8 protein-coding genes are annotated in these 12793 nt (G+C 72.8%); 3 read left to right on the top strand and 5 right to left on the bottom strand.

The window, feature by feature from the left end; translation table 11 throughout:
• Nucleotides 1-839: 839 nt before the first annotated feature.
• The 4 genes from ACFWM7_RS27020 to ACFWM7_RS27035 form a co-directional block, all read right to left on the bottom strand.
• A complete protein-coding gene (locus tag ACFWM7_RS27020; protein ID WP_383265082.1) occupies nt 840-1730 on the bottom strand; it encodes a S1 family peptidase in 891 nt (296 codons plus the stop codon).
• Between the two features lie 302 nt (nt 1731-2032).
• Complete coding sequence (locus ACFWM7_RS27025) at nt 2033-5062, bottom strand: ATP-binding protein (RefSeq protein WP_383265084.1); 3030 nt, start codon at nt 5060-5062, stop codon at nt 2033-2035.
• Between the two features lie 385 nt (nt 5063-5447).
• Nucleotides 5448-7061, bottom strand: coding sequence for a S8 family peptidase (locus ACFWM7_RS27030; protein ID WP_383265086.1), 1614 nt, complete (start codon nt 7059-7061; stop codon nt 5448-5450).
• Nucleotides 7062-7414: 353 nt separating this feature from the next.
• Nucleotides 7415-8152 carry a dienelactone hydrolase family protein gene (locus ACFWM7_RS27035; protein WP_383265088.1) on the bottom strand — a complete coding sequence of 246 codons (738 nt, stop codon included), beginning with the start codon at nt 8150-8152 and terminating at the stop codon, nt 7415-7417.
• 386 nt (nt 8153-8538) lie between these two features.
• Here ACFWM7_RS27035 and ACFWM7_RS27040 point away from each other — a divergent pair, with 386 nt between their 5' ends.
• Nucleotides 8539-9759: a metallophosphoesterase gene (locus tag ACFWM7_RS27040; protein WP_383265090.1), complete on the top strand. Its 1221-nt coding sequence runs from the start codon at nt 8539-8541 to the stop codon at nt 9757-9759.
• Nucleotides 9760-9992: 233 nt separating this feature from the next.
• On the opposite strand, the gene ACFWM7_RS27045 is transcribed toward ACFWM7_RS27040, so the two are convergent.
• Nucleotides 9993-10256: an AMP-binding protein gene (locus ACFWM7_RS27045; protein WP_383265092.1), complete on the bottom strand. Its 264-nt coding sequence runs from the start codon at nt 10254-10256 to the stop codon at nt 9993-9995.
• Between the two features lie 130 nt (nt 10257-10386).
• Between ACFWM7_RS27045 and ACFWM7_RS27050 the strand changes: the two genes are divergently transcribed.
• Together ACFWM7_RS27050 and ACFWM7_RS27055 are read left to right on the top strand one after the other, a co-directional pair.
• Nucleotides 10387-10992: a TetR/AcrR family transcriptional regulator gene (locus tag ACFWM7_RS27050; RefSeq protein ID WP_383265094.1), complete on the top strand. Its 606-nt coding sequence runs from the start codon at nt 10387-10389 to the stop codon at nt 10990-10992.
• 72 nt (nt 10993-11064) lie between these two features.
• A complete protein-coding gene (locus tag ACFWM7_RS27055) occupies nt 11065-12723 on the top strand; it encodes an acyl-CoA dehydrogenase family protein (protein WP_383265096.1) in 1659 nt (552 codons plus the stop codon).
• Nucleotides 12724-12793: the final 70 nt, after the last annotated feature.

The raw sequence follows: 12793 nt of genomic DNA on the forward strand, positions 1-12793 counted from the left end.
GGCCAGGCTCGCGGTCCGCGCGGGCCAACCGCCTCGTGCGCGCCGTGGTGTGCTCAGCCACCCGCCGAAGAAGCCGGGCTTCTTCCAGACGCCGGAGGTGGTGGTTCCACCCGCTCCGCAGGGGCGGCACGAGACCGGTACGGAATCCTCGTACCGGTCTCAGTCCGGTACGAGGCCGCGGTGAGGTCGAGTTCGGTGGCGGTCATGGTGCGGGCCCAGTCGGAAGCGGCGAAGACCGCGGCATTGGCGACGTCGCCGTGGTCCGGGCGCTCGGGCAGGAGCGCCCCCTCCTCGGCCCGGTTCTCCTCGCCCGCTGCGGGCGAACCGGCTGAGAGCAGCCACGCAACGCGGACGCCATGCGGTCCGAGTTCCGCCGCGAGCTGTCGGCAGACCCCCGTCAGGGCGGAGATGTGCGATCGCCACCGCGTCGGCATGCCGGTCGACGGCGTCGCGGTCCGTCGCGTCCACCTGCGCGACCTGAGCGATTCCGCCATCGCATCGGATGCGCTGGGCGACGTCCGCCAGGGGCGGCACGAGCCGTCCGGTGAGGTGGACAGCGGCGCCCTCACGGGCAAAGGCGCGGGGCGACAGCCGCCCCTACGGATCCGGAACCGCCATGAACGATCGCGGTCTTTCCCGCCAGCAGCATGTTCCCTCCTCGGTGCAGGCACTCACACCTGTACAGACCCGCCGGGGAGAACGAACTCCTCGCTCGTCCGCACACTTTTGTGCTGATGGTCGTCCCGCCGCAAAGAGCACTGTCCCCGCCCACGAATCGGGCGGGGACAGTGCTCAGGGCCGGTGGTGAAAGACCCCGGTCGGTACGGTCGGGGCGGGAATCAGATGATGCTCACACCGTAGGCGCTGAGCGCCTCGGTGACGGGCTGGTAGAACGTGGTGCCGCCGGAGGAGCAGTTGCCACTGCCGCCGGAGGTGAGGCCGAGCGCGGTGCTCCCGGAGAAGAGCGCGCCGCCGCTGTCGCCGGGCTCGGCGCAGACGTTGGTCTGGATCAGACCGGAGACGATGCCGTCGGCGCCGTAGTTGACGGTGGCGTCGAGGCCGGTGACCGAGCCGCCGTGCAGGCCGGTGGTGCTGCCGCTGCGCTGGACGGACTGGCCGACCGAGGCGTCTCCGGCGCCGTCGATCTCCTGGTAGCCGCCGTTGTAGAGGGAGACACGGCCGTCGGCCGCGCCGGGGTCGGAGTGCCGGATGATGCCGTAGTCGTCGCCGGGGAAGCTGGATCCGGTGGTGGTGCCGATGGACCACGAGCTGCCGATGTTGGTGCAGTGGCCGGCGGTCAGGGCGAACTTGGTGCCCGCACCGTCCTGCACGTTGAAGCCCAGGGAGCAGCGGGCTCCGCCTGTGGTGATGGCCTCGCCCCCCGCGATGAGCTTGGAGAACGTACCGGGGGTGCGCTTGACCACGAGGGCGTCGGCGTTCACGCCGGCCTCGTTCTCGATCGTGGCGATCTCGCTCTTGCTGACCGTGCTGTCGACGGTGACGACGACCTTGCCCGACTCGGCATCGACATACCAGGCGGTGCCGCCGACGTCGGCGGTGCGCACGGAGTCGGCCGTCCGGTTGAGTTCGGTGGCGCTGAACGTCTTCGGGGCCGGCTGGGCGGACGCGGTGGCTGCGGGGACGGCGAGCGCCGCGACGGCGGCGAGGCCGGTTGCGCCGGCGATGAGTCGTGCTCGTCTCGAAAGGCTGTGGGGGTGAGAGAGTCGCACTGTAGTCCTCCAGATCGTGGGGGGGAACTCGGGGCGTTGGGTGGACGCCCATGACTCGTCATCAGGAGCGCGATCAACCCGACGTGCCCCTGACAACGTTATTCATGCTGGAGAGACCGGTGCACCGGCACAAGACCGCCGGGACGGGACTGGCCGAGAAGGAGCGGTCCGGCGAGGCCCAGACACGCCCAAACTGGTGGATTGGGGACTGGGAGGGGAAGGGGGATGACGCAAAACGAGTGGCAGAGCTTCAGCAGGCGACTGCCGCGACTGCCGCCTCGGAACGGGCGGAGCGTGTTCGGTCACAGCCCGAGGTGCGAGCCGATCTCGGTACGGGACGAGACCCCCAGCTTCCGCAGGGCACGTGCCACATGGTGCTCGACCGTCCGGTGGGAGAGGACCAGCTCGCGGGCGATCTCGCGGTTCGACAGGCCGAGCGAGGCGAGCCGGGCCACCGCTCGCTCCCGGGGCGAGAGGTGGTCGCCGTACCCCAGCGCGCCGGGCCTGCGGACGGTGATCTGGCCGTGCTCCCGCAGTTCGCGTTGGCATCGCAGCACATCCCATACGCCGTCGATGTCCTGGTAGGCCGCGATCGCCTCGTGCAGCACCGTGCGCCCGCCCGCGACGCCGGAGGCCAGCAGGTGGAGCCCCCACGCCTCCTTCACGTACGCGGCTTCGTACGGTCGCTCCAACCGCGTCCAGGCGTCCGCTGCGGCCACGTACAGCGCATCGGACGCACCGCTTCCGGCCTGGGGGCCGTCCGTCGCGGTGAGCAGGGCCCGGCAGGTCGACAGGGCGGCCCGGGCGGCCGGTGCGTCCCGGTCGGCGATGCCCGCGGCCAGCTCCGCGACGAGGCGGTGCGCCTCGCCGGGACGGCCGTCGCGGATCAGGGCCTCGACAGCCGGCGGCGCGATGGCGGTCGCCCACATCCACGCACCCGTACGGCGGACGTGATGCAGCACCCCCTCCGCCGCCTGGACAGCCTGCGCAGGGCGGCCGGCGGCCAGATGAACCCGCGCCACGGCAGCCGCGGCGGCGGTCAGCACGACGCCGGTGTCCAGCGCGGTCGTGCGGGCGGCCCGCTCCAGGAGACGCCGCGCCACATCCGTCTGCCCCTTGGTGTGCAGGCGTAGCAGGCCGCAGATCAGCAGGGCCTCGGCGTGGAAGTCGGGCACGTCCCGGTACTGCTCCTCGGCCCGCTCGGCCCGCCGCAGGAGCCCCTTCCACCGGCCGCCCGTGAAGGCGGCGACCACGTCCGTGGTCTCGACGAACGCTTCCAGGTACGGGGCATGGTTCGTCCGCACCGCCTGCCACGCCCGGGCCTGGAAGGCACGGGCGCGCTCCAGGTGCCCCAGGGAGGTCGCGGCGCCCGCCAGATTGGCGTACGCCCTCGCCGCCGCCCCACCGGTGATGGTGTCGGGCAGATCGGCCACCGCCTCCCACGCCGACGGGTCGCCCATCAGGGCCAGGGCGGTGGCGCGGTTGGCCAGCACGGCCGCACGCAGGTCCTCCTCCTCGATCTCGGGCAGCAGTCGCTCCGCCTCGGCCAGCAGCCGCCGGTGCTCGCCGACCGGCCAGCCCTTGAGGGAGGGGATCGCCGTGATCGCCAGCGCCCGTGCGGCCTGCCCGGTGGAGACGACCAGGAGGTCGGGAACGGCTCGCGCTATCTCCTCCAGCGCCTCCAGCCCGGAACCCGACTGGTTGCGCAGCAACAGACCCAGGAGCAGCCGGATCTCACCGCTCGGGCCGGGGCCCAGAGAGCGCTGGTCGAGCACCTGCCGCAGGGCGGCGGGCACCTGCGGGCCGGGCCGGGCGTTCAGCGCGACGCGGGCCAGCTTCAGGGCCACCCGGTCGCGGGCGACGGGCGAGGGGCCGCCACGCAGGGCGTCGAGGTAGTGAGCCGCGGCCGTACCCGCGTCGCCGTTTCCGGCCGCCCGGTCCGCGGCCGCCTCCAGGCAGCGCACCGCCTGCGCGGGGCGTTCGGCACGCCGGTAGTGCTCGGCAATCACCGCCAGCGGCAGGGGACTTGAGTGCCGCGCCAGGGCGCGGGCCGCGCGCAGGTGCAGTACGGGCCGTTCCGGTTCGGCCACCGCCTCGTACGCGGCTCGGCGGGCCAGGTCGTAGGGGAAGGCATAGGAGCCGCCCGTCGCCCGGACGACGCCCTCCCGCAGCGCCGCGGCAAGCGCCCCCCGCGTCTCCGGCTCGCCCAACCCGGCGACAGCCCTCAGCAGTTCCACGGGCGCGGGGTCGCCGAGCACCGCCGCCGCGGCGACCACCTGCCGCGCCGCCGAAGGAAGGTGACGCAGTCGCTCCACCACCGTACGGCGCACGGACGCGGGCAGGGGCGGCTCCGGCGCGCCCGCCCGCCCGGTGCGGAACTCCACGGGGTCGGGCCGCCCGCGCAGCACCTCCTCGATCACGTAGGGCAGGCCGCCCGTCCACCGGTGCAGCCGGTCGGCGACCTCCTCCGGCACCGCCCGCACGCCGAGCAGACCGGCGGCCAGCGCGCCGGTCTCGGCCGCCGACAGCGGTGCGAGGTGCCGCTCGACCACCGTGACGTGGGCCGGGGTGCGCAGCGGGAACGGGAGCCCGTCGCTTGCCTCGGCGTCGGTGTGGGGAACGGTGTGGCTGCGGGCAGTGAGCACGAGTCCCAGGCGCGGCGGCGGGTCGGAGACGACCGTACGGAGGAAGGCGCAGGTGGCTTCGTCGGCCCACTGGAGATCCTCCACGACCAGAACGGCCTCCCCCAGGGATGCCGTCAACGCGCACAGGGCCCGCAGGACGCGGTGGTGTTCGGCGCGCGGTTCTCCCAGGGGAGGCGGCGCGGGCGGGAGGCGATCGGCGAGGTCGGGCAACAGCCCGCGCAGGGCCCCGGTCACGGGCGGAAGGGCCTGGGTCGCCGGCGCCAGGGCCTCGGTCACGGGCGGCAGAGCCCCGGTCACGGACGGCAGAGCCCCGGTCACGGACGGAAAGGCCCCGGTCACGGACGGAAAGGCCCCGGTCACCGCCGTCAGGCCCCCTGTCACGGGCCCCGGGGCTCCGGTATCCGGCGGCTGGTCCGCCGGGAGCGGCCCTGCACCGCTCAACGCCTCGATGAGCGGTGCGAACGGTACGGGCGCGTCCGACTCCTGGCAGCGGGCGACCAGCGTGACGGCACCCGGCGGCCTGGTCCGATGGAGGAGTTCGTGGACGAGCCGGCTCTTCCCCACCCCCGCCTCCCCGGTGATCACCACGACGGCGGGTCCGCGGTCGAGCTCCGAGCACACGTCGTCCAGCAGCGGGGAGCGTCCGATCAGGGGACCCGGAGCGGAGGGCGGCGGCTCGGCGTTCACGGCTTCCTTCCGCACCCCTGGGCGGCACCGGCATGACGGGGCGGGGTGGGCGCATTCGGCCGGGCCGCCGGACGCCTCATGATGGCCCCTCACGACGGTGGATGAGAAGAGAGGAGTGACGTCTGCGGCGCATGTGCGGGCGCCGCAGACGTGCCCCTCCCCCGGCCGGCGACGTTCGCGGAGAGACCCGTCGGCCGGGTGTGCCGGGATCCACCGGGGTTCGGGATCTGGATCACCGGCAGTTCGGTGGTACGGCCCCGGCAGCGGTCACCGGACCGGCTGACGCTTCCGGGGCCGGCCGGTGCTCCGGAGGCGGCCTCCGAAGCCGGTCAGCACAGCTGGTCGTACGAGGGCCGGGTCAGGCGGCCGGGACGTGCCGGCCGGTTCAGAACTGGAGGGACCAGGCGTTGATGTAGCCGGTGTCGTTGACCCAGTTGTCGGTGACCCGGAGCTTCCAGACCCCGTTGGCGGGCTTGCCGGAGGCGTCGACCGTGAACGTGCCCTGGACATTGTCGGCGCTGTCGTTGGCGTTGAAGTTCTTCAGGACGGCCACGCCTCCGCCCGGGGGCACCAGTTCGACCTTGAGGTCACCGCGGAAGGTGTGGCGGATGTCGACGGTGACCGACAGGTCGGCGGGCGCGTTGCCGGAGACGCCGCTCACGGTGATGGGGGACTCGACGGTGGCGTTGTCGCGGATCTGGACCTGGCCGGCGCTCTCGAACTTCTTGCCGGGCGGGTCGGTGGGGTCCTCGCCGCCGCCGGTGCCGGTGAAGAGCAGGCGGTTGGGGGAGCCGGGGCGGGCGTCGCTGATCTTGTCCGGGGTGGCGGCGGCGACCAGCTTGTCGCGGACCTGGGCCGGGGTGAGCGACGGCTCGGCGGCCAGCAGCAGTGCGGCGGCGCCGGCCGTGTGCGGGGATGCCATGGAGGTGCCGCTCATCGACTGGTTGGCGCTGTCGCCCGCGTTGGACGCGGAGATGATCCTGTCGCCGGGCGCGAAGATGTCGAGGCAGGTGCCGTAGTTGGAGGCCTGGCCGTTGCTCCAGCCGGTGGCGCGGGCGTCCGAGCTGTTCGTGGCGCCGACCGTGATCGCCGCCGGGGTGGACGAGGGCGAATACTGGCAGGAGTCCGCGTTGTTGTTCCCGGCCGCGACGACCCAGGTGATGCCGGAGGCGATGGAGTTGTTGATCGCGTCGTTGATGGACTGGGTCTTGCCGCCGCCGACGCTCATGTTGACCACGGCGGGCTTCTTGGCGTTCTTGGTGACCCAGTCGATACCACGGAGGACCGGATCCCAGGTGGTACCGGACGAGCCCTGGCAGTTCAGGACCCGGACGCTGACGATCTTGGCGGCCTTGGCCACTCCGTAGGAGCTGCCCGCGGCGGTTCCCGCGACGTGGGTGCCATGCCCATGACAGTCCGAGGCGTTGGAGTCGTTGTCGATGAAGTCGTAGCCGCTGGTGGCCCGGCCGCCGAAGTCGCCGTGGCTCATACGGACACCGGAGTCGACGACGTAGACCGTGACGTTGGAGGCGTCACTGGGGTAGGTGAAGCTCTTGTCCAGCGGAAGGTTCCGCTGGTCGACGCGGTCCAGGCCGTAGGAGGGCGGATTGGGCTGGGTGCCGGTGGCGTACGCCGCGCCGTCGGCTTCCACCCGGGCCACCGAGGGGTCGGCGGCCAGTCGCTTCGCCTTCTCCTCGCTCATCTTCACCGAGAAGCCGCGCAGGGCGGTGGTGTAGGTGCTCCTGACCTTGCCCGCGTGGCGCGCGGACAGGGACTTGGCGACGGAGGATATCTCCGTACGGGCGACGGAGTCCTTGAGGGTGACGATGTAGGAGCCTTCGACCGCGTCGGGGCGGTCCGCGCCGACGATGCGGCCTTCGCCACCGCCCGGCGGTACGGGCGCGGCCGTGGCCCCGGCGGTCGAGGCGGCGCCGACGAGCAGGGCGGCACTCGCGCCTACGGCGAGCAGTCTCCGCAGAGTACGAACTGGACGGTCCACAGCTTCTCCTCATGATGCGTGACAGGCCCTGTGGGCCCGGTGGGGGTGGACAGCTCGGCATGCGGCACCACGGGAAGAGGCATGGTGACCGGAGGTCAGGCCGGGCGGCCGCAGGGATGACCTGTGATGGGGCGCCGCGCGGGAGGCCGTCGCCCCTCCGCCCGGCATTGCCGATTCACGCCTGCCGACGGGGCTGAGGCCGCCGCACATCCCGTACGCACGGGAAGTGCCGGGCCGGGTTCTTTCGCCCGCCGTTCGTCGTGTTCTGGCCACCCAGAGTTTGCGGCGCTCGGCGGGCGCCTATCAATACGTAGCCCTACCTAAAGGAACTGCGGTGCGGCGGGTGCGGCGGGTCATGCCCCCCGGTTCTCCGTCACGGGCAGGCACTCGGCGAGCAGGTCGACGATGTCGTGCCAGGCTCGCCGCGCGTGCTGCGGGTGGTAGCCGACTCCGGGGACCACGGGGTGGTCGACCGGCGGGTGGTGGAAGGCGTGCAAGGCGCCGCCGTAGACGACGAGGCGACAGTCGACGCCCGCGGCCTGCATCTCGGCGGTGAACGCGTTCCGTTGTGCGGGCGGCATGATCGGGTCTTCCGACCCGACCCCGGCCCACACCGGGCAGCGAATGCGCGCCGCCTCGCCCGGTCGGCCCGTGGTCACCGCGTTGACTGTCCCGATCGCACGCAGGTCGACGCCGTCGCGCCCGAGTTCCAGGCCGACGGCTCCCCCGGTGCCGTAGCCGATGGCGGCGATCAGGCCGGGGTCGGTCCGCGGTTCGGCGCGCAGCACGTCGAGCGCCGCATGGCCGATGCCCCGCATCCGGTCGGGATCCGCGAGCAGCGGCATGCAACGGGCCAGCATCTCCTCGGGGTCACTCACATAGCGCCCGCCGTGCAGGTCGAAGGCCAGCGCTACGTATCCCAGCTCGGCGAGAGCATCGGCCCGGCGGCGCTCGACGTCGCTGAGCCCCATGCCCTCCGGTCCGAGCAGCACCGCGGGCCGACGGTCGACGCCGGCCGGGAGCGCGAGGTGCCCGACCATCGTCAGACCGTCGGCCGGATACGCGACCACACGCGTCGCAATCGTCGCCATGAGACGGGACTGTAGTGATCGTCGAACCCGGTCCGGCCGCTGTTCTGCCACTGGCAGAGCAGCCCGGTAGCCGAAATGCGGCGAGGGCCACTGTTTTGAGCGACGGCACACACCAATAGAAGCCGCGGGTCGGAACGGCACGGGCGCGGCGGCTGCGTGGGGCGCTGCGGTGGCGGGGGCGTCTTCGGCGGATGGTCCGGGGTCTGGTTCCACACGAGTGCTCCCAGGATCTATACGGGCACCTATCGTAGGGGCGTGATTACGGGGCGGGGGCGGGGTCGGGAGTCGGCCCCGTGAAGCGGACCATGCGTTCTGCGAGAGAATTCGACCACCACCCGTCTCCGTCACGGGCGGGTTCCGCCGGGCAGAATCTCAGGAGGGCAAGCGTGACCGAGGCCAGCGATACCCGAACCGCCGACAGCGCGGCGCACGAGGGGCCGCGGGGCGGGCTGCAGCGGCTGATGCGCTACATCCCCCTGGTCGCCCCCGTCCTGCTGTGGGCCGTGCCCTGCTGGGTTCTCCTGCACACCGGGCAGCGCTGGCCACTCCCCGTCACGCTGATCGGCACCACGCTGTTCGTCCTCGGTCTGATCGGTATGCCGCTCGCGATGGCCCGGGGTCACGGTCGGCGCCAGCAGGACCGGGCGGCGATCGTCGGTGACACGCTGCTCGGGAGCATATGGATCCTGTTCACCTGGTCCGTACTGCTCGGCGTCCTGTTGCGGCTCGCCCTGACGGTGGCCGGTGTCGGTGACGGGCAGGACCGGGCGCGCATCGTCACCTGGGCCGTCCTCGGTGTCACCGCCGTACTGCTCGCCTGGGGGTACGCGGAGGCCCGACGCGTACCACGCGTTCGCCGGCTCGACGTGGAACTTCCGCGCCTGGGAGCCGGGTTGGACGGCACCCGGGTCGCCCTGATCACCGACACCCATTACGGTCCGCTCGACCGCGCCCGCTGGTCCGCACGCGTCTGCGAGACGGTGAACTCCCTGGAGGCCGACCTCGTCTGCCATACCGGCGACATCGCCGACGGTACGGCCGAACGCCGTCGGGCCCAGGCCGCTCCGCTGGGTACGGTGCAGGCGACTCGGGCCCGTGTCTACGTCACCGGCAACCACGAGTATTACAGCGAGGCCCAGGGCTGGGTCGACCTGATGGACGAGCTGGGATGGGAGCCGCTGCGCAACCGCCATCTGCTGCTCGAACGTGGCGGTGACAGCCTCGTGGTCGCCGGTGTCGACGACGTCACGGCCGAGTCCTCCGGGCTGGCGGGCCACCGCGCCCACCTCGCCGGAGCCCTCGACGGCGCCGATCCCGATCTTCCGGTTCTGCTCCTCGCCCATCAGCCCAAGTTCATCCACCGCGCGGCGGCCCATGGCATCGACCTCCAGCTCTCCGGCCACACCCACGGCGGCCAGATCTGGCCGTTCCACTACCTCGTCCGCCTCGACCAGCCGGCCGTCGCCGGCCTCAGCCACCACGGCACGCGCACCCTGCTCTACACCAGCCGCGGCACCGGATTCTGGGGCCCGCCCTTCCGCGTCTTCGCCCCCAGCGAGATCACCCTGCTCGTCCTCCGGTCCCCGCAGCGGTCCACCTCGTCCTGAGGCGGACGGGGGGCGGGTCGGCGCGGCCGGGGTGTCAGCCGCGCAGTGCCGAGGCGAAGATGCCCAGCAGTTCCGTCGGGGACGGGGCCGTGGTCCAGGCGGTGAGGCTCTTCATCGTCGTACGGCCCGTGCGGTTGGTGACGTAGTACGGGGCATGCCGCCGCGTCCGATCGCGCCGGCCTTCTCGACCTGCTCGGCAGGGGAGAGCGAGGCTCCGACAGGTCCCATCTCGCTCATCCCGTACACCTGGTGGAAGTTCTCCGATCCGTACGCCTGATCAGCCGGCGGGCGATGTCCGCGCCCAGGGGGCCCGCGCCGTAGATCCAGGCCCGGACGGACGAGAGGTCGAAGTCGGCGAACAGGAAGGCCGGGGTGTTGTACGTCATGCCGGCGAGCCGGTCGCCGGGGCGGAGTCCCGCCTCGCTCAGCGCGGTCGCGGCGCGGCGGGCCGCCTCGGTGAACTCCTGGTAGCTCCACCGCTGTCCACGGTAGATCACGGCCTCTTCGGGCCGGACGAGCGGGCCACGCCGTCCGGCAGGGCACTGAGAGGTGCATCACGTTCTCCTTGCGAGCCTGGCCGGGGGACCGGCTGTGGCGGGAAACTCTGAATGATGGTTCACTTCATTTATGGCCTACCGCAAGACCCCAGCCGAAATTCGTCGGCTCGAAGCCGCCCGGGATCATCTCGTCGTCCGCGCCACCGAGGTCGTGGCGGAGGTCGGCTGGGCGCAGGCGTCCGTGACCGCCGTCGCCGACGCGGCCGGTATCGCCGCCGGCTCCGTCTACCAGCACTTCTCGTCCAAGTCCGCGCTGGCCGTGGAGGTCTTCCGACGCGCCGCACAGCGCGAGGTGGACGTGCTGGGCGAGGTGCTGGAGGGTGACGGTGACCCCGCCGACCGGTTGCGCCGGGGGGTGGAGGTGTTCGCCCGCCGCGCCCTGGAGAACCACGGCCTGGCGTACGCGCTGCTCGCAGCGCCCGCCGAACCGGCGGTCGGCGCGGAACGCCTGGCCTTCCGGCGCCGCTACCGGGCGCTGTTCGCCGCGGTGATCGAGGAAGGGGTCGCCGCGGAGCTGCTGCCCGGCCAGGACGCGGAGATCACCGCAGCGGCGCTCACCGGCGCCGTCGGTGAGGTCCTCGTGTATCCGCTGAGCAGCTCGGCCGCGCACGACGCGGACCGGCTCGTCGCCGGCCTCTCCGCCGTGGCCCTGCGCTGCGCGGGCGCGGCTCCCTGAGCCGGTCCGCGCGTCCCCCGCACTCGCACCCGGTGCGCCCCGCCCCGCCGTCCCGCTTCCGGAGGAGATCCGATGCCCACGCCCGTCGCGCCACGCAGCAACCCGACCGCCGTGACGCACGAGGTGACCAACCAGGCACCTCCGCTCACCGGTCATGACGCCGCCGAGGACGCGGTACTCCTCGAAGGGGTGCGCCGCGAGGGCGCCGAGTGGCACCTGGAGGAGCTGCACCGCTTCGGCCGGTACGTCGGCAGTGAGGAGGCGCAGCACTGGGCCGACCAGGCCAACCGGTACGAGCCGGAGCTGCGCACCCACGACCGCTACGGCCACCGGATCGACGAGGTCGAGTTCCACCCCGCCTACCACGCGCTGATGGACGCCTCGGTGCGTGCGGGCCTGGCGGGGGCCGCCTGGACGGACGAGCGTCCGGGGGCTCATGTCGCCCGGGCCGGCGGCTTCATGCTGGCCACGATGCTGGAACAGGGACACCTGTGCCCGGTCTCGATGACGTACGCCGTCGTCCCGGCGCTGCGCCGCTCCCCCGACCTCGCCAAGACGTACGAGCCGCTGCTGACCAGCCGGGTGTACGAGCCCGGGCTGAGCACCCCCGCCGCCAAGCGCGGGCTGCTCGCCGGGATGGGGATGACGGAGAAGCAGGGCGGCACCGATGTGCGCGCCAACACCACGGCCGCCGTCGAGCAGGCCGACGGCTCCTGGCGGCTGCGCGGGCACAAGTGGTTCACCAGCGCGCCGATGAACGACCTCTTCCTGGTGCTCGCCCAGTCGCCCGGCGGCCTGTCGTGCTTCCTGGTGCCGCGCGTACTGCCGGACGGGAGCCGGAACACCTTCCGCATCCAGCGGCTCAAGGACAAGCTCGGCAACCGGTCCAACGCGTCCAGCGAGCCGGAGTTCGACGACACCGTGGCCTGGCTCGTCGGTGACGAGGGCAAGGGCGTGCGCACGATCATCGACATGGTGACGATGACCCGGCTGGACTGTGTGCTCGGTTCCGCCGCCGGGATCCGTGCCGCGCTCGCACAGGCCGCCCATCACGCCCGCCACCGCTCGGTGTTCGGCGCCCGGCTGATCGACCAGCCGCTGATGCGCAACGTCCTGGCGGACCTGTCCCTGGAGTCCGAGGCCGCCACGACCCTGGCGCTGCGCCTGGCGGGGGCCGCCGACCGCGCGCACCGGGGCGACGACGGGGAGCGCGCCTTCCTGCGGCTGGCCACCGCCGTCGGCAAGTTCTGGGTGTGCAAGCGGCAGCCCGTCGCGGTGGCCGAGGCTCTGGAGTGCCTGGGCGGCAACGGGTACGACGAGGCGTCCGGGATGCCGCGGCTGTACCGCGAGGCCCCGCTCAACGGCATCTGGGAGGGCTCCGGCAACGTCAACGCCCTGGACATGCTGCGGGCGTTGACGCGGGAGCCCGATTCCCTGGAGGCCCTGAGCGCCGAGATCGGGGCGGCCGCCGGGACGGACGCGCGCCTGGACGCGGCCTGGCGGGAGCTGCGGGCCGAGCTGGCACGGCCGGAGGACGCGCAGCTCCGGGCCCGCCGGGTCGTCGAACGGGCCGCGCTCGTCCTCCAGGGCTCGCTGCTGGTACGCCACGCCCCGGCGGCGGTGGCCGACGCATTCTGCGCGTCCCGCCTCGCCGGGGACCAGGGGCTCGCCTTCGGCACCCTCCCCCCGGGCACGGACTTCGCGGGCCTGCTGGGGCGGCTGCCCGCCTGACCCGCCGCTTTACGAGGCGTCGCCCGCCCCTCCCGCTCAGGTGGCGGGCGGCCGGTGCGGATCCTGCGCC

It is taken from the genome of Streptomyces sp. NPDC058375, assembly GCF_042723425.1.
Taxonomy (GTDB): Bacteria; Actinomycetota; Actinomycetes; order Streptomycetales; family Streptomycetaceae; genus Streptomyces; species Streptomyces durocortorensis.

Coding starts and splice junctions, on each gene's coding strand:
- ACFWM7_RS27035 (WP_383265088.1), bottom strand. CDS start 8,152: ATGGCGACGATTGCGACGCGTGTGGTCGCGTATCCGGCCGACGGTCTG.
- ACFWM7_RS27050 (WP_383265094.1), top strand. CDS start 10,387: ATGGCCTACCGCAAGACCCCAGCCGAAATTCGTCGGCTCGAAGCCGCC.
- ACFWM7_RS27055 (WP_383265096.1), top strand. CDS start 11,065: ATGCCCACGCCCGTCGCGCCACGCAGCAACCCGACCGCCGTGACGCAC.